An 18,749-nucleotide genomic window follows, 5' to 3' on the forward strand; every position below is an offset into this window, starting at 1 on the left:
CCGCCGTCGTCATCGGATCGGGCCGCCGCGTCGCCGCCGGTCGGCGGGGCGGGCACGGGCGGGCGCGAAACCGCTGTCGCCGGCGACGTCGTCGTAACGCAGCCTGCGGGCGCCCTCGTCGGGGCCGTCGACCAGCACCAGGCCGCCGGCGGCCGGCGGGGCGAGCGGGGTCAGGACGCCGGCCACCGGCGCGGTCACCACCAGGTTGACGGCCGGTTTGAGGCGCCCGCCGAGCGCCGACCACACGTCCGTCGCCGCACGGCCCTCCGACACCGGGCCGCCCGACTCCAGCAGCACGCTCAGGTCGAGCTCGGCCAACGACCCGGTCAGCCACTCGGACGCCAGCCTGCTGTGGCCCGCCAGGCAGACCAACGCGCCCGACAGCAGCCGGTGCTCGTCCTGCGGCCGGTTCGTCCACGCCGTCACCAGGTAGGACAGCCGGAACCAGCGCGGTGGCCTGCGGTGCCCGACCAGCTCGTCGCCCTCGAACACCTCCAGGTCGCCCGCGCTGCGCCTGCTCTCGTCCTCGCGGATGTCGTAGAGGAACACGTTCACGGTCGGCGCGTTGCGCCGTGCCGTCCAGTCGGTGGTCGGCGCCTCGAACGCGAGCTCACCACCGCCACCGGGCACGCCGCCGGCCTGGAGCAGCCGGCGGATCCCTTCGTCGACCTCGTGGATCACGGCAACCTCCTCGTCGTCACCTGCGCCGCACCTCGTCGGGCGGCCCCACGGAGCCGGGCACGACGAGGAACTCGGTGGTGGCGGGCTCGAAACCGGCCCCGGCGGCGGTGATCGTCCGCCGCCCGGTCTGGTCCTTGGCGAGGACGAGCAGCTGCGCGGTGAACCCGCCGTCCGGGCGCGGGACGGTCGGCGTCGCCGCCGCGGTGATGCCGGGCGACCAGGACAGCCGCACCGGCACGCCCGGCGGGAAGTCCACGCCGCGCACCGACGTGACGAATCCGGGTTCGCCGATCGGCGGCACGGCCACGATCCGGGGCCGCAGCACGCGCATCGGCGCGGCGGCCACGTTGTCCGCCGGGTCGGCGTCGGTGCCGGTCGTGCGCAACGTCCCGCGCACGGTGGTCCGGAGCGGCGCGTTCGGCGCGAGGACGACCTGCACCACCTGCGACGCGCCCGGCGGCAGGTCCGGCAGCGCGCACCCGGTGTTCGCGCACCCCGGCGGCAGGGTCGCCACCGGCACCTGCGCGGGCAGCGCGAAGTCCAGCCGCAGCCCGGTGGCCAGGGCTCCGCCGCCGTTGCGCACCGTGTAGCTCACCGTCGCCCGTCCGCCCACATAGGACGGATCCGGCTGCACCACCACGGCCAGCGAAGGACCGGCCGGCGGCACGACGGGAGGCGGCGCGGGCGGCGGCGGTCCGGTCACCGGGTCGCGCACCGGGATCGCCGTCGCCGCGGCGTTGTCGGACGGCAGCACGTCGACCACGGCGCCCGCCACCGACCAGGTGACGCTCCGCCGTCCGGGCACCACGCCCACCACGTCGGCGACGACGTCCACGGACGCCCCGGGCTCCACCACACCGAGGTCGCACCTCAACCCGGCCAGGTCACACGTGCCGCGCGCGGGGCGCAGGGCCTCCAACCGCACGCCATCCGGGACGGCGGCGGTCAGCGCGGTGCCGGGCGACGTGGCCGGACCGCGGTTGACGACGGTCACCGTCACCGGCGTGGTCGTGCCGGTGTCCGCGTCCGGCGTGCTGTCCGGCGCCTGCACGGCCAGGTCGACCGTCTGCTGCCAGGTCGGCTCCTTCTGCCTGCCCGGCAGGTCGGCCGTGATCCGCCGCACCTCGCCCGTGCCGAGGTCGACCACGGCCAGCTCCTCCGGCGACCGGAGATCACCCACGCGGCGCGCGGTCAGCACCACGCGGTCGCCGTCGGGCGAGAACGACACGTCCCTGGGCTGGAACGGCCCCGACGGCGGCGCGGTCAGCGGTGTGGCGCACGTGGTCGCCCCCGACGGCAGCACCACGCGGCACCCGTCGTCCGCCAGCGACACCAGCAGCACGCCGTCGGCCTCGCGGTTGAACGCCAACGCGCGCCCGTCCGGGCTGAACACCGAGCTGTCGTCGGTCACCTCGCAGTCGAACCCGCAGACCGCCGCCGACACGTCCCGCTGTCGGTCCAGCGTCCCGGCACGGGCGGTCCACACGTGGTTGTCACGCACCTCGCCGGTGGGGCCGTCGAAGACCCGACCGCGCGTGAACGCCAGCGTCGTGCCGTCCGGCGACCACGAGGGCTGGGTGTCCTCCTGATCGGCGGCGGACGGCGGTGGCGTCAGCCGCCCCACCACGGCGCCGGTGGCGGCCTCGACCACCACGATCCGGCTCGCACCGCCGTCCGGCCGCACCCCGCCGGGCGTGCGGCGGGCGAACGCCAGGAACCGGCCGTCCGGCGACCAGACCGCGTCGAACTCCCAGTCCGCCGGCTGCCGGTCGGCGACCGGCAGCCGGCGCGGGTTGCCGCCGTCGGCGTCCACCAGCCACAGCCGCTGCACCCGCCGGCCGTCGGCGTCCTCGAACCGGCTCAGCGCGATGGTGCGGCCGTCGGGGGAGTAGGACTGCCGCTGCGTCCACGGGTCGTAGCCGGCACGCGGGCGGAACAGCAGGTTGGGGTCGTCGGCGACCCCGGGGTCCTCGCGCAGCACCGGCACGCCCAGGTCGCGCGGGTCCGAGCCGTCCGGTCGGACGTCCTGGAGCGTCGCGGTGAAGTGGGTCTCGGCGGTCGTGCGGGCCACGACCAGGTGCTCGCCGCGCGCGTCCACCAGCCACGTCGGCGAGGTGACCGCGCGGTTCTCCGCCAACAGCAGGCCGGGCGCGGTCGTGACGGGCAGGCCCGGGCCCGTGTCGACCTGGTACACCTTCTCCACGTTCGGGTCGGCCGGGCACGAGCAGACCTGGTCGGTGCTGAGGAACAGCAGCCCGGCGCCGTCCGGCTTCCACACGGGCCAGCGGCCACGCCACCCGGCCTGGTCGCCGCCCAGCACCGGCGCGCCGACCCGGCCACCGCCGAGCACTCGCGGCTGCGGGACGCCGCCGACGTCCAGGGTGTAGGCGATGCGGCCGTCACGCGGGTTCCAGTCCGGCTCGCCCGCGTCGCCGTCCGGCTCGTCGGTGAGCCGGGTGACCCGGCCGCCGCCCACCGGGACGCGGTAGATCTCCCGCTCGCCGTCGCGGTCGCCGGAGAACGCGACGCTCGCGCCGTCCGGTGCGAACGTCGGCCACGTCTCGTCGGACGGCGTGTCGGTCAGCCTGCGCAGCCCCGTGCCGTCCACGCCGACCAGCCACAGGTCGCGCTCGCCGTCCTCGCGCGAGTCGAACACCACCGTGCGCAGGTCGGGGGACAGCCGGGGGTGGCCGGCGTCGAGGCCCTCGGTGAGCCTGCGCACCGAGCCGTCGGCCGCGCGCAGGTACACCTGCGGCTCCGGCCCGTCGCGCAGGCTGGTGAACACCACCAGCCCGCCGCGCGCCGAGACGTGGTCGTCGTGGTGCGCGGGTCCGGCGCCGAACAGCGGCGCGGTCGGCCGCAGCTGATCGGGCACCGGACCGGTGACCGCGCCGAGGCTGCGGTGCCCGGTGCCCGCGTAGGCGATCCGGCCGGACACGGGGTCGTCCTGGAGCACCGCCGCCGACACCGACGTGGCGACGTCGTGCACCGCGACGACCGCGGCGCTCAGCGCCACCGCCGCGCCGATCGTGGCGAGGGGTCGGGTCGGCAACCAGCTCGACAAGGTCCCACCTCCGTCTGGGGCATGTTCCGGAATCGTCGGCCGGCGGACCGCGCGGCGCGGAGGTCCCGGCGGGCACGGTCGGGGCACGGCGCCGGGCCGTTCGGGCAACTCAGATCAGGCCGTGCCGCATCGCGTAGCCGACGGCGTGCGCGCGGTTGCGCAGCTGCAGCCGGGTGGTGACCTCGTGCAGGACGTTCTTCACCGTCCGCTCGGAGAACGACGTCTTGGAGGCGATCTCGGCGGTGTCGAAGCCCTCGGACACCAGCCGCAGCATGTCCGCCTCACGGGCGGTGAGCGTGGACAGCGACGGGCCGTTGGGGTCCAGCACGCTGCGCTGCAACCGGCCCACGTGGTCGAGCAGCGTGCCGAGCAGGTCGCCTGGCAGCACCGCTTCCCCCTTGACCAGCGCGGAAATCGTGCTCACGAGCCGGTCCTGGTGCGCCTCGGAGCGGCGGACCACCGCCGTCACGCCGCAGTCGATGGTGATCTGGAGGGCGTCCTGGTCGAAGCGCCCCACCACCAGGCCGACGCGCGTGGTGGCGGACTGCCTCAACCGGCGCAGCAACCGCGCCGTCTCCTCGTCCACCCCGTCCACCACCACGAGCGACACCACGGCGCGCGCTTCCTCGTCCGGCCGCACCACCTCGACCTCGGGCCGCGGCCGCAGCTGGTGCGTGATGCCCGCCTTCAGCACGGGGTCCTCGGCGTACACGGCCACCGGAATCCTGGTCATGGCAACCCTCCTGCGGAACAGCCGACCGCACGGTGTCGGCCCGTCGGGACCATCGTGTGCCGGGGGAGGGCTCCGGGGCACCGGCGCGGGCCCTTCGGTGCACGGGTTTGCCCGCACAGTGCCCTTTTCTCCCTGTCCGGGCGGGTGCGGCGTCCCTACCGTTCGTCGGGTGACCACAACGACCGAGTTCGGTCTCCCCACCGTGGTTGTCACGCCCGGTCAGGAGACCAGCACGACGATGACGGTGCGCAACGACAGCGACATAGTCGAGGCGTACGAGTTCGAGGTGGTGGGCGGGTGCGCCCCCTGGACCACCGTCGAACCGGCACGGCTGTCGCTGTACCCGGGGACCTCGGAGCAGGTCGCCATCGTGCTGCGCCCACCGCGATCACCCGAGGTGCGCGCGGGCGAGGTGCCGCTCGGTGTGCGGGTGCTGCCCGCCGAACGGCCGGAGTCGGCGGTCGTGACCGAGACGACCGTCATCATCGAACCGTTCGCGCAACAGCGGGCCCGGCTGATCCCCAAGCGCCGTCGAGCGTGGCGCAGCGCGCGCTACCGCGTCGAGGTGCAGAACAACGGCAACACGCCGACCGTCGTGACGCTCTCGCTGCCGGAAGCCGACGACCACCTGAAGATCGCCGTGTCCACCACGCCGTCCACTGTGGACCCCGGCGCGAAGGCCGAGCTGGAACTGCGCGCGCGGGTGGCGAAGCTGCTGTGGTTCGGCAAACCCGCGGTGTGGCCGGTGCGGCTGGACGCGGTGGCGCTGGCGGCGGACGAGCGGCACGAGCACGAGCTGGCCGGCGAACTGGTGCAACTGCCGATCCTGTCCAGGTGGCTGCTGTCGCTGCTGGGCGCCTTGTTGGCGCTGCTGCTGGCGTGGCTGCTGCTGGTGCGCCCGGCGGTGCTCAGCGCCGCACGGGAAGCGGCCGACGGGCGTGCCCAGGAGATCGCGCAGGCCGTCGAGCCGCAGGCGCCGGCCGAACAGCCCGGCGGCGCGCCGGAACAGCAGCCCGCCGGCGAGCAGGGGCAGGGGCAGGGGCAAGGCCAGGGACAAGGCCAGGGGCAGGGCCGCGGCACGAGCGGTGGCGCCGAGCAGAGCTCGGGCACCATCGAGGTCCGCGCGAACGCCGGTCAGCGCGCGACCGGCACCTACGTCGTGCCGGCGGGCAAGGTCTTCCACATCACCGACATCGTGCTGGCCAACCACCAGGGTGACGAGGGCGTGCTGACGATCGCGTTCGGGGAGCGCACGATCACCGTGATCGCGCTGGAGACGTTCCGCAACCAGGACTACCACTGGGTGACGCCGATCGACATCCCGGAGAACGGCACGGTGACCGCGACGGTCGACTGCGCCCGGCCCGGCACGCCGGCGAGCGGCCGGCAGGCCCCGAACTGCGCGCAGCTGCTCAACGTCAGCGGCGAGCTGGGCGACATCGCCGGCTGAACCCGACCTCGCGCCGCCGCGCCTGTGACCGCCGCGCACCCGTTGTGGTGCGCGGCGGACTCGTGCGCGGAGCACCCTTCCGCGCGGTTCACCGGGCGCGGCGGTTCCACTCGTCGAGCAGCGCGTCGATCCAGGCGAGCATCAGCCCGACCGCGGCGTGGTCGCCGTGGTCGCGGTAGTGGCGGAGGTCCTCGATGGCCGCGGCCAGCTCGAACCGCAGGTCGCACGACGAGATGTCGCTCTGCGTGGGGTTCACGGCTCACGCCGCGGCGCGTTGCGGGCGGCCATCCGGAACGCCTCGATGTACTTCGGCAGCTCGACCAGCGCGCGCTCCCACGTGCCCGCCATGATCTGCTCGGCGAACACCGTGTCGACCACGAGCCGGTCGACCTCCGGGTCGATGTCGTCGCCCGCCGCGCTGCGCAGCCGCCTCGACACCTCGGTCCGGTGCGCACGCGACCGGACGACCTCCAGGGTCCGCTCCAGGCTCGCGATGACCCGCGCGGCCTCCGCCGGCTCCACCACCAGCCACCCCTTGGCCGCCAGGTCGAGGAACAGGTCGCCCGCGAACCTCTCGGGCGTGGAACCGTCCGCCACGCGACCTCCGTCCTCGTGGGACCACATCGCCTCGCACCTCCGCACCGGCACCGGGGCCGGTACCGGTCCTCCGGAACCCCCGTCCGCCCGGCGGCAGGGAGCCGGCTTGAGCCCACCACGGGAAACCGGTGCGCCGGAAGTCCGCCGGGGCAGGTCTGCCCGTCCGTACCCGGGACGTGCCTCGCGATGGTCGACTCGGCGGCCCGCGTGCTCGGCCGAACGGGTGACAGGTCTGGACCTGAACCGACACAGCACGTCGGGACTCCACTGTGCACGTACGACGCGGTCCTGCTCGCGCGGCCCTCGGCTTGTCGCTGTGCGCCGAGATCGCGAGGTTCTGTGACGAAGTCGTCCACGCCGCCGACGAGCTTCGACCGGTCCAGTTCGCGGAGGTGGCCGTTGTCGACGACCCGGCGGCGAACGTGCCGTCCCTCCTTCGCACGTACGCCGCTCCGCAGGCGGACATCGGCTGCTGACGTCGGCCTGGTCGGACACCGCCTCCCGGGATCGTCAGGTGATCGGCAGGTCGGTCCGCGGCGCCATGGGGCATGATGGCGGTACGGTGCCGGGACCGCTCGGCGCACCCGGTTCCACCCCGACGTCGCCGCGCGGTGCGGCCCGATCGTGCCGCGATGACGAGCCGCTGTGCACTGAGGACAGCGCTCGTCGGACGAGGGGGTTGCCTTATCCGTCCTGTGTGGACCGATGTCGTCGTGGCCGGTGAACCGGAGGCCACGACGTGAGCTTCTGGGAGTTCGTCCTCGACCGGTGGAACCGACTGCTGGTCGAGGCCTTGCTGCACGTCAGCGCCGTGGTGCAGTGCGCGCTGCTGGCCGCGGTGATCGGTGTGGGCATCGGTGTCGCGGTGTACCGCAGCCCGCTCGGTTCGACCGCCGCGACGGCGTTGACCAGCGCGATCCTCACCATTCCGTCGTTCGCCCTGCTCGGCCTGCTGATCCCGGTGCTGGGGCTGGGCGTGCCGCCGACCGTGGTCGCGCTCGTGCTGTACGGGCTGCTGCCGGTCGTGCGCAACACGATCGTGGGACTCGGCGGCGTCGACCCGGCCGTGCGCGACGCGGCACGCGGCGTCGGGATGAGCAGGGTGGGCGTGCTGACCAGGGTCGAGCTGAGACTGGCCTGGCCCGCGATCCTGACCGGGACGCGGATCGCCACCCAGATGCTGATGGGCATCGCCGCGATCGCCGCCTACGTCCGCGGGCCCGGCCTCGGCGTGGAGATCTTCGCCGGCCTGACCAGGGCGGGCAGCGCGAACGCGACCAACCAGGCGGTGGCGGGCACGCTCGGCATCGTCGTCCTCGCGCTGGTCCTGGACGGGATCTTCGCGCTGATCGGCCGCTACACCGTTTCCAGGGGGATCCGTGGCCAGTGAGATCCGACTCGTCGACGTGACCAAGCGCTACGCCGGCGTGGAGGCGCCCGCGGTGGAGTCGGTCAGCATGACCATCCCGGCGGGGGAGACCGTGGTGCTGGTCGGTCCGTCCGGGTGCGGCAAGACCACCACGATGCGGATGATCAACCGGTTGATCGAGCCCACGTCGGGCCGGATCACCATCGACGGCGAGGACACCCTGTCGTTGAACCCCGACGAGCTGCGCCGCGGCATCGGGTACGCGATCCAGCAGGCGGGGCTGTTCCCGCACCTGACCGTCGGCCAGAACGTCGGCACGGTCCCCGGCCTGCTCGGCTGGCGCCGCACGAGGGTGTCCGACCGGGTGGACGAGATGCTGGACCTGGTCGGGCTCGACCCGGCCGAGTTCCGCGACCGCTACCCGCGGCAGCTCTCCGGCGGCCAGCAGCAGCGCGTCGGCGTCGCCCGCGCGCTCGCCGCGGACCCGCCCGTGCTGCTGATGGACGAGCCGTTCGGCGCGGTCGACCCGATCACGCGCGGCAACCTCCAGGACGAGCTGATGCGGCTGCAGTCCGAGCTGCGCAAGACGATCGTGTTCGTCACGCACGACTTCGACGAGGCGGTCAAGATCGGTGACCGGATCGCCGTGCTCGGCCCCCGGTCGCGCCTGCTCCAGTACGACACCCCCGAGGCGATCCTGGCCAACCCCGCCGACGACACGGTCGCCGGTTTCGTCGGCGCCGGCGCGTCGCTCAAGCAGCTCAGGCTGCGCCGGGTGCGCGAGGTCGAGCTGAGCCAGGCGGTGACCGCGTCGGTGACCGACCGACCCGCCGACGTCGTCCGCAGGCTCGCCGCGTCCGAGCACCGCCACGCGTTGCTGCTGGACGCCCGCAACCGGCCGGTGAGCTGGGTGCAGGGCCCGGGGCAACCGCGGCCCGTCGGCGACTCGGTGACGCTCCAGTCGACGCTCCAGGACGCTTTGGAGGCCATCCTCACCGAGGGCGGCGCGGCGGTCGTCACCGGCTCGCGCGGCGAGTACGTCGGGCTGGTCGAGATGGACGCGGTGATCGGCACGGTGCAGAAGCTGCGCGACGAGCACGCGGAGGCGGACGCGTGACGGCTGCGACCGAAGCCCGGACCGCTGCCACCACCACTTCGCCGCGGCGAGCCGAACGGCTCCGACTGCTCCTCCAGCCGGTCGTCGTGGTGGCGCTGGTCGGCGGCGTGCTGCTCTGGGCGTTCACCCGAGACCTCGACTCGATCGAGCGGCAGAGCCTCAACGCCTCCGCGCTGGCGTCCGCCACCTGGGACCACCTGGTGATCAGCCTGGTGGTGACCGGGCTCGTCCTCGTCGTGGCGGTGCCGCTCGGCATCGTGCTCACCCGCCGGTGGGCACGCCGCGCCGCGCCGTTGTTCCTCGGCATCGCCACGATCGGCCAGGCGTCGCCTGCGATCGGCATCCTGGTGCTGTTCTTCCTGGTCTCCGGTCTGGAAGGGCTGTGGGCGGCGGTGCTGCCCATCGCCTTCTACACGCTGCTGCCGGTGCTGCGGAACACCGTGGTCGGGCTCCAGGGCGTCGACCCGGCGCTGGTCGACGCCGGTCGCGGCATCGGCATGTCCGCCGCGACCGTGCTGCGGCGGATCGAACTGCCGCTGGCCGTGCCGCTGATCCTGGCCGGGCTGCGCACGGCGCTGGTGCACGCGGTCGGCGTGGCCACCCTGGCGGTGTTCGTCAACGGTGGCGGCCTCGGGTTGCTCATCGACACCGGCTACAAGCTGGCCAGGGTGCCCGTGCTGATCACCGGCGCGGTGCTGGCGGTCGGTCTCGCGCTGCTCGTGGACTGGCTGGGCGCGCTCGTCGAGACCTACCTGGGACCGAAGGGGTTGCGATGAGGCGGATCACGCGACTGGCGGTCGCGGCGGTGGCGCTGCTGACGTCCGGCTGCGGGCTGGAGTCGTCGTTCGCGCTGCCGTTCGACGTGGGGCCGGGCTCGATCCGGCCGGTGCCCGAACTGGCCGGGGTCCAGATCGCGGTCGGTTCCAAGGACTTCACCGAGAACCAGGTCCTCGGCTACATCGCCGAGGTCGCCCTCGTCGCGGCGGGCGCCGAGGTGCGGGACATGACCAACATCCAGGGCTCGAACAGCTCCCGCCAGGCGTTGATCACCGGCGACATCGACCTGTCCTGGGACTACACCGGCACCGGGTGGATCAGCTACCTGGGCAACACCGACCCGATCCCGGACGAGCGGGCGCAGTACGAGGCGGTCCGCGACGCCGACCTGGCCCGCAACGGCCTGGTCTGGCTGGACCACTCGGCGATCGACAACACCTACGCCTTCGCCGTCACCGAGGAGTTCGCGCGCGCCAACGGCCTGCGGACCACGTCGGACATGGCCGCCCTGATCGGCCGCTCGCCGGACGAGGCCGTGTTCTGCCTGGAGACCGAGTTCGTCAGCCGCGACGACGGGTTCCCGGGTGTCGCGGAGGCCTACGGCTTCGACGCCGCTTCGGCGGAGGTCAAGACCTTCGGCACCGGCACGATCTACACCGCGACGTCCACGGGGCTGTGCAACTTCGGCGAGGTGTTCACCACCGACGGCCGCATCGTCGCGTTGAACCTGGTCGTGCTGGAGGACGACCGGAAGTTCTTCCCCCGGTACAACGCCGCGGTCGTGCTGCGCCAGGACTTCCACACCGCGCACCCGCAGGTCGGCGAGGTGCTGGCGCCCGTCGTGGCGAAGCTGGACAACGACACCGTGCGCGGGCTCAACGCGGAGGTGGACGTCGACGGCCGGGACCCGGCCGTCGTCGCCCGCGACTGGCTGGTGCGCGAGGGGTTCGTCTCGCTGCCCGCGTCCTGACGTCGTCTCAAGACCGCGCGTGCAGGAGTTCCAGGGCCTCGCGCGCGGTCAGGCAGCCCGCCGTGGTGAGTTCCAGGTTCGCCAGGGACGCGGTGTGGGCGGCGTCGTCGGCCGCGGTCACGCAGTCGCTGACCACGTGCACGGTGAAGCCGAGGTCGGTGCCGTGGCGCGCGGTCTGCTCGACGGTCAGGTTGGTGGCCACGCCGGTCAGGAACAGCGTGTCGACGCCCCGCTCGGACAACCGGGCGGCCAGGTCGTTGCCGGCGAAGCCGGAGAGCTTCTGGTTGTCGACCACGGTCGAGGTGCCGCCCGCCACCTCCGGGATCAACCGCGCGCCGGGCGCGTCCGGCCGGAACGACTCCTGCGCGTCGCCGACGGCCCGCATGAAGCCGGTGTTGCGCACCAACCCGCCCTCGCCCTCGGGAATGGTGAACCTGGTGAAGAACACCGGGACACCGGCGGCTTCGTGGAAACGCGCCGCCCGTTCGACGACGCCGCTGCGGGCCACGGGCTCGGCCAGCATCGGCCCGAAGAACCCCTCCGGCTTGATGACGTTGACCTGCCAGTGCAGCGCCAGCACCGCTGCTCGCTGTGGATCGAGGCTCATGGCACGATCCTGCCCCGCCCGCCGGCCCCGCGTTCCGGGGGGCTGCTTGCCGGTCGAGCGACCGTGCGCTGCCCTGCGGCGTGCCGGGGCCTCCACCGGATCGACCCTGAACGCACCGCGGAAGCGCGGGCGGCTCAGAGCACGGCGAGGCGGGAGAAGCCGGCCGAGCCGTGCCCGGCGTCGATCGCCCGTCGCACGGCGGCACGTCCGGCGCCGAGGACGCCGTCGTCCAGGCCGTTCGCCCGGACCGCCTCGATCACGTCGTCCAGGATCGCCGCCGCCGAGACGAGGGTGGAGGCGTCACCGGGGAAGTGGTCGGCGGTGACGTGCTCGGCGACCACGTCGATGAGCCCGGGGAGCAGTTCGGCCATCACCTTCGCGTGCCCGGCGAACTCGGCCGGGGTGATGTCCTCGGCGGCGGCCAACCGGAACGCGTGCACCACTCCGAACATCGACGTCCAGAACAGGTCCAGCAGCGACACGTTGAACCCGGCCGCCCGACCGGGATCCGCGCCGACGTGCGCCCCGTGCTCGCCGAGCGCGGACAACGTGCCCCGGTGCGCCCGGTAGACGTCCTCCGGCCCGCTGTAGAGCAGTGCCGCCTCAGGCCCGCCGACGACCCCGTTCAGCAGCACGCCGTCGAGGTAGTCGACGCCGTGCTCCGCCGCCCACGCGGCCATCTCGCGGGCCTGCGCCGGCGAGCCGCCGGTGAGGTTGACCAGGGCGCGGCCCTTCAGCGCGTCGGGTTCGAGCACCGCTCGCACGGCCTGGTAGTTCAGCACGCACACGACGACGAGGGGACTGGCGGTGATCGCCTCGGCGGCGGTGGCCGCCGTGGTGGCGTCGAGGTCGTTCCCCTTGCCCGGGGTGCGGTTCCACACGGTGGTGGGATGGCCGGCGGCGGCGAACGCGGTCGCCAGCGCCCGGCCCATCGGTCCGAGTCCGAGGACGGTGACGGGTGTCATGGCGGCTAAGCTAAACCTTGACATCGGCGTCAGAGTCAAGTCGGGAGCCGGGGTGCGGATCGGGGAGCTGTCGCGACGGACCGGCGTGAGCGAACGCGCGTTGCGGTACTACGAGGAACACGGCCTGCTGCGCCCGGAACGGCGGCCGAGCGGCTATCGCGTGTACCGCGACGAGGACGTGGCCGCGGTGCACCGGATCAGGGTCCTGCTCGCGGCCGGGTTGAGCATCGCGCAGATCGTGCAAGTGCTGCCGTGCGTGGTCGACGACGACGGCCGGTTGGCGCCCGACTGCCCCGAGCTGGTCGACGAGCTGGTCAAGCAGCGGGACCGGATCGGCGAGGCCATCGGCGAGCTCGAAGCGACCCGCGGCAACCTGGACGTGATCATCGCCGCCGAACGGCGGGCGGGCTGACGCCGGCAGCTCGTCAGCACCGCCGGGTCGCCGACTGGCCGAGGCCGACGACGTCGAGATCGCCCGCGCCCCGACCGACTCCTCACCGCAGAACCGGCTCGCCACGTCAGCGGGAATTCCGGTTCAATACCGCGATGCGCATCACCTCGGACACCGTCGCCGACGGCATCCGCGAACGACTCTTCACCATCGGGGAGATCCCCGGGGTGCTCTGGACGCCCGCGGAGGGCTTCGGTCCCCACCCGCTGGTCTTGATCGGGCACGGCGGCGGCCGGCACAAGAAGGGGTGGGAGGTCGTCTCCCGAGCTTTCCCCTACGTCACCTCGTGCGGCTTCGCGGTCGCCGCGATCGACGCGCCGGGTACCGGAGACAGGCCGCCGCACCCGGAGATCCGGCGGCTCCTCGCGGTCATCGAGGCACGGGAGGCCGCGGGCGAGCCCTTCGGACCGGCGTGGCCCGAGCTCAACGAAACGGTGGCGGCAGAACTCGTGCCCGACTGGCAGACCACCCTGGACGCACTCCAGGAACTGGACTCCGTCGGCGGAAGCCTGCCCGTCGGGTACTACGGCCTGTCCCAGGCCGGTGAGATGGGCATGCGCCTCGTCGCGGCCGAACCTCGGATCACGGCCGCGGTCCTCGGTCTCGTCGGGAGCGACCGGCTCATCGACACCGCGGCGAGGGTCACGATCCCGGTCGAGTTCGTGGTGCAGTGGGACGATGAAGGGAATCCGCGGGACTCCGCCATGAAGCTGTTCGACGCGCTCGGCTCCGCCCAGAAGACCCTGCACGCCAACCCCGGCGGCCATTTTCGAGTCCCGTCCTTCGAGATCGACAGCTCGATCCGGTTCTTCGCCCGGCACCTGGGCAGCTTCGGCAACGCGGGCAGCTCCTGACACCACCCTGGCCACAGCGCCGCCGACCACTCGGGACGAGTGGTCGGCGCGCGATGACCGGGACGACCAAGGACCGCGACCGCGACGGCACGCCCGAGCGCTACGGCATGGCGCTGCCCGACCACGACACCACGCCGACGTGGCCCGGTGGCGGCGACCTCCTCGAAGCCGACGGCCGGACGTCCGCGCTCACCCGTCCCGGGTCGATCGCCGCCGTGCGGACGTGGGTCGAGTTGCTGCGGGAGGAGAAGGTCTCACCGGTCGGCCTGTCGGGGGAGGAGACCGAGGCGTCGTTCCGCGACGGCAAGGCCGCGATGATGATCACCGGTCCGTGGTCGGCGACCGGCTTCCAGGCAGCCGGCCTCGACTTCGACGTGGCGCCGGTGCCGCCGGGCCCGGTCCGCCAGGCCACGTTCGGCGCGACGACGTCGTTGGCGCTCAACGCGCGGCTCACGCCCGCCATGAAGCAGGCCGCCCACGAGTTCCTGTCCTACTGGGTCAGCGAGCGGGCGCAGGAGCGGTGGAGGGAGGGCTCGGGCTACCCGTCGATCCGGCTGGACCGGAACTCGGCGCCGGGCAACCCCTTCGTGACCGAGTTCGCCGACGACGCGCGGATCGCCCGACCCCTGATGCCGGGGACCGCGGCAGACGGCCTGACCGCCGCCGGGCGTCGCACCGACGAGATCCTCACCGGGTGACGGTCCGCCCCGCCCGAGTGGCGCCGCTGCGCCGCCACAGCACGCCGACGCCCAAGGCCGCCAGCACTCCCAGCACGCCGCCGGCCGCGACGACCTGGTGCGGCGGCACGTGCTCGGCGGCGAGCCCGGCGGCGGCGACCCCGAGCCCTTGGGCGATCTTGAGCGCGGTCACCGCCAAGCCGTAGACCTGACCCCGGGCCTCGTCCGGTGTCCACAGGGCGAACGTCGGCGAGGCGATGGCGTGGTAGCTCGACGCGGCGCCGGACGCCACGAACAGCAGCACCAGGACCGGCAGGCCCGGGTGCAGGAAGCAGGCGACCAGCGGCGCGCTGGTGGCCACCGCCAGCACGGGCAGGGCGCGCAGCTGGGCGGCTTCCGGGCGGGTGGCCACGACCAGGCTCGCCAGCGCGCAGCCGGCCGGGTAGGCGGCGAACAGCAGCCCGGCCGCGACCGGCCCGCCGCCGAACTGGTCGGCCAGCGGCACGGCCAGCGCCTCACCGCTGATGTAGAACGCGGACAGCGACGCGAAGCAGATCAACGCGAGGAGCCTGCGGTCGCGCCACACCAGGGTCGCGCCGGCCGTCATCGCCCGCCACCACCCGGGCCGCTCCGCGCCGTTGCCACCGGGCGCGGGCCGACCTCTCACCCACCGGGCCACGGCGGCGGCCGACACCGCGAACGACACGGCGTCCAGCAGCAGCACACCGCCCGTGCCCACGGCGATGACCAGGACACCGCCGGCGGCGAACCCGGCGACCTGGGCGGCCTGGCTCACGGTGGACAGCGCGGCGGCGCCCGCGCGGAACGCGGGACCGGGCAGGACGTGCGGCAAGAGCGCCGTCCGGGCCGGCACCGCGGGCGCGCCGGCCAACTGCAGCAGCACCAGCAGCCCGCACACCACCGGCCACGGCAGGACCGGCACGGCCATCAACGCGACCAGCGCGGCCCGCACCAGGTCGGAGCACACCATCACGGCGCGCCGCGGGTACCGGTCGGCCAAGCCGGCTAACAGGGGACCGCCGATCAGGTCGGGCAGGAACGTCAACGCGTAGGTGATCGCCGCCCACGCGGGCGAGCCGGTGTCGCGGAACACCAGCACCGTGAGCGCGACCCGGGCGAACTGGTCGCCGATGGTGGAGACGGTGTGCGCGGCGAACAGCGCCCGGAACTCGGTGGAGGCGAACACCTCGCGGTACCGGGCCCGCCCGGCGTCCTGGTCGACCATCCGGGGTCAGCCGACGGTCCCGGACGGCGCGGTCTCCACCCGGTCCCGACCGTTGTTCTTCGCGCGGTACAGGGCGGTGTCGGCGGCCAGCAGCAACTCGTCCACGGTGCGGCCGTGCACGGGGAACACCGCCACGCCCAGCGACGCGGTGATCCGCAGCGCCCCGTCGACACCGACAGCCGCGCCGGGCACGTCGGTCAACGGCTCGCGGACCGCGGCGCGGATCCGCTCGGCGACCTGCCGGGCGTCGGCCGGGTCGGTCCCGGGCAGCAGCACCACGAACTCCTCACCGCCCCACCGGCCGACCAGGTCGCCGTCGCGGACCTGGCGGCGCAGCTCGGTGGCCACGGCGCGCAGCGCGTGGTCGCCGGCCAGGTGCCCGCGGGTGTTGTTGATGTCGCTGAAGTGGTCCAGGTCGAGCAGCAGCACGGCCATCGGCGCGCCGGTCGCCGCGGAGCGGGACAGCTCGGCGGCGGCCCGCTCGGTCCAGGCCACCGAGGTCAGCGTGCCGGTCTTGCCGTCGACCCGGGCGGCGGTGCGGTAGACCGGCAGCAGCAGCCCCAGGTGCATCCCGAGCATGGTCACCACCAGCACCGGCACCACCCACGGCGCCGTCACCAGCACCACGGCCAAGCCGGTGCCCAGCCCGATCGACGCGGCGATGACCAGCTGCTGGCTCAACGGCCCCAGCACGTCGCGGCCCGGCCGGACCGGAGTGGACAGCAGGATCGCGCCCACCACCAGCGCGAGGTTGACCAGCCAGTACGCGACACCGGCCGCCACCAGGGCGCCCAGGTCGACCGGGCCGGTGAGCTGCGCGGCGTGCGGCAGCGCGGGATCGGGGTGCACCGCCAGCAGGATCGCGCCCGCCGAGAAGCAGGCGAGCAGCACCGTGGCGGCGGAGAAGACCTTGCGGTGCAGCGGGCTGCGCCGGTAGATCCGCACCCACCCGTAGCCGTAGCTCACCGCGACCAGCCCGGCCAGCAGCGGCGGCGGCAGCACCAGCACGCCCGCGAACAGCCAGATCGACTGCGGGTGCGCGTACGGGCTGCCCTCGGACGCCACCTCGCGCACCCGTTCCAGCCCGCGCGCCGCCTCGAAGTGCACCACGGCCGCGCCGGCCAGCACCGCGAACCACACCCAGTGGCGGCCCGTCACCGGCGTCAGCGTCACCACGGACGCCACCGCGACCACTGCCACGGCCTCGACGCCCAGCACGTACGCCAACACGGCACGCGGCAGCCGCCACAGCGACCAATCGCGCAACCACCCCAGAGGGGATGCGCGCTGTCGTCGACTGCCAGCGACCATATGGGTGTCACCGCCTCACTACCAGGTGATGACACCGTAACCAAGCCCTCACACAGAGTCGAGCACCCCGGGAGAGCACATGAGCACCGTCACGATCACCACCGGCAACGGCCGCCCCAACGACTGGCGCACCGGCCGGCCGAACGACTGGCGCCGCTGAACACCGCCGGCCCGGCCGCCGCCCCCCGCACGTGCGGCCGGGCCGCCCACTCCCGCGTCAACCGCCCTCGTCCACGACCACCGGCCCGACCTGCGGCGTTCCGGTCGGCACGGGGTCGACGCGGACCTCGGCGCCCTGCCACCGCGAGCGCAGCCTCCGGTCGTGACTGGCGAGCACGATCGCGCCAGGCCCCGGCCCCAGCGCGTCCTCCAGTTCGTCACAGAGCGTAGGGGAAAGGTGGTTCGTGGGTTCGTCGAGCAGCAGCAGCCCGGGCGGGTCGGCCACGACCAGCGCCAGCCCGAGCCGCCGCCGCTGACCCACGGACAGCTCGCCGACGGGCTTGTCCACGTCCCACTCGTGCAGCAGCCCCAGCGAGACCAGCGGAACGGACTCGGCCCGCGCCGTGCCGAGCACCGCTTCGTACGTCTCCCGCGCGGTGCGCCCGGGCCGGTCGAACCGGGTGTCCTGGCCGAGCAGGCCGACCCGGAGCCCGGGACGTCGCCGCACACCGCCCGGTTCGAGCAGGCCTGCCAGCACGAGCAGCAGGGTGGACTTGCCCGCGCCGTTCGGGCCGGTGACCAGCAGCCGCCCGGTGGCGGGCACGTCGAGTCGGGCGACCGCGAGCCGTCCTGGCACGCGCACGTCGCGCAGGGACACCAGCACGTCGTCGGGCGCCTCGTCGGCGAGCGCGTCCGCGAGGACGTCCGGGTGGAAGCGCAGCGGCCTCGGCGGCGCGGGGACCTGCCGTCGTTCCAGCTCTTCGAGCCGGCGCGTGGTGTTGCGCACCCGGCGCGCGATCTGGTTCTGCACCCGGCCGGCCCGGTGCCCGTAGCCCATCTTCTCGTTGTCGCGCGGGGCGCGGTTCGGCGCGACCTGGTGCGTCGTCACGCCGAGCGCGGCGCGCAGGGCGGCGAGCGCTTCCTGCTCCGCGGTGTAGCGCTCCTGCCACCGCGCCCGTTGGGCACGTTTCTCGGTCAGGTAGGCGGTGTAGTTGCCGCCGTAGCGCACCGGGCCGTCCGGCGCGGGATCGAGGTCGATCACGTCCGTGCACACCGCGTCGAGGAACGCCCGGTCGTGGCTCGCCACCACGACGGCGCCCGGCAGGCCGCGCAACTGCTCCTCCAGGAAGCCCGCCGCGTCGTCGTCCAGGTGGTTGGTCGGCTCGTCCAGCAGGAGCGCGGACGGCCTGCGGACCACCAGCGCCGCCAGCGCCAGCCGCGCGCGTTGGCCACCGGAGAGCGAGACCAGGGCGCGGTCGTGCGCGACGTCGTCCAGGCCGAGCCCGGTGAGCACGATCTTCGCCCGCCGGTCGGCATCCCACGCCTCGTGCCGCTGCGCGTGGTCGAGGCGCTCGGCGTAGGCGGTGAGGAGGTCCGCGTCGTCCGGGGACCCGGCGAGCAGGCCGGCGAGCCGGTCGAGCTCGGCGAGGTCCTCACGCGCGCCGGCCAGCGCGTCGTCGAGCACGTCGGCGACGGTGGCCTCCGGGGCGAACGACATCTCCTGGTGCAGGTGGCCGAGGTCGGCCGGCCGCTCGACGCGGCCCCGGTCCGGGTGGTCCACGCCCGCGAGCAACCGCAGCAGCGTGGACTTGCCGGCGCCGTTCTCGCCGATCAGGCCGATCCGGCGGCCCGGCGCCGCGGTGAGCGAGACACCGTCGAGGACGCGCCGGCCACCGAGGACGCGCACGAGGTCGTGAGCGAGCAGTGCTGCTTCGACCACG

18 protein-coding genes are annotated in these 18,749 nt (G+C 73.9%); 8 read left to right on the top strand and 10 right to left on the bottom strand.

Annotation, left to right across the window (positions count from 1 at the left end):
* Positions 1-9: 9 nt before the first annotated feature.
* The 3 genes from AB0H12_RS29325 to AB0H12_RS29335 form a co-directional block, all read right to left on the bottom strand.
* The gene (locus tag AB0H12_RS29325; protein WP_499627146.1) at positions 10-681 is read right to left on the bottom strand and encodes a Pvc16 family protein; all 672 of its coding nucleotides are present in this window, start codon (positions 679-681) and stop codon (positions 10-12) included.
* 16 nt (positions 682-697) lie between these two features.
* Positions 698-3,745 carry a hypothetical protein gene (locus AB0H12_RS29330; protein WP_499627147.1) on the bottom strand — a complete coding sequence of 1,016 codons (3,048 nt, stop codon included), beginning with the start codon at positions 3,743-3,745 and terminating at the stop codon, positions 698-700.
* A 109-nt stretch (positions 3,746-3,854) separates the two neighbouring features.
* Positions 3,855-4,478 carry a helix-turn-helix transcriptional regulator gene (locus tag AB0H12_RS29335; protein WP_499627149.1) on the bottom strand — a complete coding sequence of 208 codons (624 nt, stop codon included), beginning with the start codon at positions 4,476-4,478 and terminating at the stop codon, positions 3,855-3,857.
* A gap of 169 nt (positions 4,479-4,647) precedes the next feature.
* Between AB0H12_RS29335 and AB0H12_RS29340 the strand changes: the two genes are divergently transcribed.
* On the top strand, positions 4,648-5,928 hold the full coding sequence (locus AB0H12_RS29340; RefSeq protein WP_499627150.1) for a COG1470 family protein: 1,281 nt from the start codon (positions 4,648-4,650) through the stop codon (positions 5,926-5,928).
* 88 nt (positions 5,929-6,016) lie between these two features.
* Here AB0H12_RS29340 and AB0H12_RS29345 read toward each other — a convergent pair whose 3' ends face one another.
* Both AB0H12_RS29345 and AB0H12_RS29350 read right to left on the bottom strand, forming a co-directional pair.
* Complete coding sequence (locus AB0H12_RS29345; protein ID WP_499627152.1) at positions 6,017-6,184, bottom strand: hypothetical protein; 168 nt, start codon at positions 6,182-6,184, stop codon at positions 6,017-6,019.
* On the bottom strand, positions 6,181-6,525 hold the full coding sequence (locus AB0H12_RS29350) for a hypothetical protein (protein WP_499627154.1): 345 nt from the start codon (positions 6,523-6,525) through the stop codon (positions 6,181-6,183). The genes AB0H12_RS29345 and AB0H12_RS29350 overlap by 4 nt, the downstream gene beginning before the upstream one ends.
* A 739-nt stretch (positions 6,526-7,264) precedes the next feature.
* Between AB0H12_RS29350 and AB0H12_RS29355 the strand changes: the two genes are divergently transcribed.
* From AB0H12_RS29355 to AB0H12_RS29370, 4 genes are read left to right on the top strand one after another with little or no spacing between them, the layout of a single operon-like run.
* Positions 7,265-7,915 carry an ABC transporter permease gene (locus AB0H12_RS29355; RefSeq protein WP_499627155.1) on the top strand — a complete coding sequence of 217 codons (651 nt, stop codon included), beginning with the start codon at positions 7,265-7,267 and terminating at the stop codon, positions 7,913-7,915.
* Entirely contained in the window at positions 7,905-9,011 is a 1,107-nt protein-coding gene (locus AB0H12_RS29360; RefSeq protein ID WP_499627157.1) for an ABC transporter ATP-binding protein, read from the top strand. Before AB0H12_RS29355 ends, AB0H12_RS29360 begins: the two co-directional genes overlap by 11 nt.
* Positions 9,008-9,787, top strand: coding sequence for an ABC transporter permease (locus tag AB0H12_RS29365; protein ID WP_499627158.1), 780 nt, complete (start codon positions 9,008-9,010; stop codon positions 9,785-9,787). The genes AB0H12_RS29360 and AB0H12_RS29365 overlap by 4 nt, the downstream gene beginning before the upstream one ends.
* Positions 9,784-10,758 carry a glycine betaine ABC transporter substrate-binding protein gene (locus AB0H12_RS29370; RefSeq protein ID WP_499627160.1) on the top strand — a complete coding sequence of 325 codons (975 nt, stop codon included), beginning with the start codon at positions 9,784-9,786 and terminating at the stop codon, positions 10,756-10,758. Before AB0H12_RS29365 ends, AB0H12_RS29370 begins: the two co-directional genes overlap by 4 nt.
* 7 nt (positions 10,759-10,765) lie before the next feature.
* On the opposite strand, the gene AB0H12_RS29375 is transcribed toward AB0H12_RS29370, so the two are convergent.
* A complete protein-coding gene (locus AB0H12_RS29375; protein ID WP_499627162.1) occupies positions 10,766-11,365 on the bottom strand; it encodes a cysteine hydrolase family protein in 600 nt (199 codons plus the stop codon).
* Positions 11,366-11,499: 134 nt separating this feature from the next.
* On the bottom strand, positions 11,500-12,330 hold the full coding sequence (locus tag AB0H12_RS29380; protein WP_499627164.1) for an NAD(P)-dependent oxidoreductase: 831 nt from the start codon (positions 12,328-12,330) through the stop codon (positions 11,500-11,502).
* A gap of 52 nt (positions 12,331-12,382) precedes the next feature.
* Between AB0H12_RS29380 and AB0H12_RS29385 the strand changes: the two genes are divergently transcribed.
* The 3 genes from AB0H12_RS29385 (at position 12,383) to AB0H12_RS29395 (ending at position 14,333) form a co-directional block, all read left to right on the top strand.
* Complete coding sequence (locus AB0H12_RS29385) at positions 12,383-12,742, top strand: MerR family transcriptional regulator (protein WP_499627165.1); 360 nt, start codon at positions 12,383-12,385, stop codon at positions 12,740-12,742.
* Positions 12,743-12,876: 134 nt separating this feature from the next.
* Positions 12,877-13,635 carry a dienelactone hydrolase family protein gene (locus AB0H12_RS29390; RefSeq protein ID WP_499627167.1) on the top strand — a complete coding sequence of 253 codons (759 nt, stop codon included), beginning with the start codon at positions 12,877-12,879 and terminating at the stop codon, positions 13,633-13,635.
* A 53-nt stretch (positions 13,636-13,688) separates the two neighbouring features.
* The gene (locus AB0H12_RS29395) at positions 13,689-14,333 is read left to right on the top strand and encodes an extracellular solute-binding protein (RefSeq protein ID WP_499627168.1); all 645 of its coding nucleotides are present in this window, start codon (positions 13,689-13,691) and stop codon (positions 14,331-14,333) included.
* Here AB0H12_RS29395 and AB0H12_RS29400 read toward each other — a convergent pair.
* The 3 genes from AB0H12_RS29400 to AB0H12_RS29410 form a co-directional block, all read right to left on the bottom strand.
* Positions 14,323-15,558, bottom strand: a complete 1,236-nt coding sequence (locus tag AB0H12_RS29400) for an MFS transporter (RefSeq protein WP_499627170.1) — start codon at positions 15,556-15,558, stop codon at positions 14,323-14,325. The two genes, AB0H12_RS29395 and AB0H12_RS29400, sit on opposite strands and share 11 nt — an antisense overlap.
* Before the next feature lie 6 nt (positions 15,559-15,564).
* On the bottom strand, positions 15,565-16,824 hold the full coding sequence (locus AB0H12_RS29405; protein ID WP_499627171.1) for a GGDEF domain-containing protein: 1,260 nt from the start codon (positions 16,822-16,824) through the stop codon (positions 15,565-15,567).
* Between the two features lie 262 nt (positions 16,825-17,086).
* Positions 17,087-18,748, bottom strand: coding sequence for an ABC-F family ATP-binding cassette domain-containing protein (locus AB0H12_RS29410; RefSeq protein ID WP_499627173.1), 1,662 nt, complete (start codon positions 18,746-18,748; stop codon positions 17,087-17,089).
* Between the last annotated feature and the right edge of the window lies 1 nt (position 18,749).

The sequence above is a fragment of the Actinosynnema sp. NPDC023794 genome (assembly GCF_040639675.1).
Classification (GTDB): domain Bacteria; phylum Actinomycetota; class Actinomycetes; order Mycobacteriales; family Pseudonocardiaceae; genus Actinosynnema; species Actinosynnema luteola.

What these genes read in the sequence shown, in the direction of transcription:
- AB0H12_RS29335 (WP_499627149.1), bottom strand. Translation starts at nt 4,478, where the DNA reads ATGACCAGGATTCCGGTGGCCGTGTACGCCGAGGACCCCGTGCTGAAG.
- AB0H12_RS29370 (WP_499627160.1), top strand. Translation starts at nt 9,784, where the DNA reads ATGAGGCGGATCACGCGACTGGCGGTCGCGGCGGTGGCGCTGCTGACG.
- AB0H12_RS29375 (WP_499627162.1), bottom strand. Translation starts at nt 11,365, where the DNA reads ATGAGCCTCGATCCACAGCGAGCAGCGGTGCTGGCGCTGCACTGGCAG.
- AB0H12_RS29380 (WP_499627164.1), bottom strand. Translation starts at nt 12,330, where the DNA reads ATGACACCCGTCACCGTCCTCGGACTCGGACCGATGGGCCGGGCGCTG.
- AB0H12_RS29390 (WP_499627167.1), top strand. Translation starts at nt 12,877, where the DNA reads ATGCGCATCACCTCGGACACCGTCGCCGACGGCATCCGCGAACGACTC.
- AB0H12_RS29395 (WP_499627168.1), top strand. Translation starts at nt 13,689, where the DNA reads ATGACCGGGACGACCAAGGACCGCGACCGCGACGGCACGCCCGAGCGC.
- AB0H12_RS29400 (WP_499627170.1), bottom strand. Translation starts at nt 15,558, where the DNA reads ATGGTCGACCAGGACGCCGGGCGGGCCCGGTACCGCGAGGTGTTCGCC.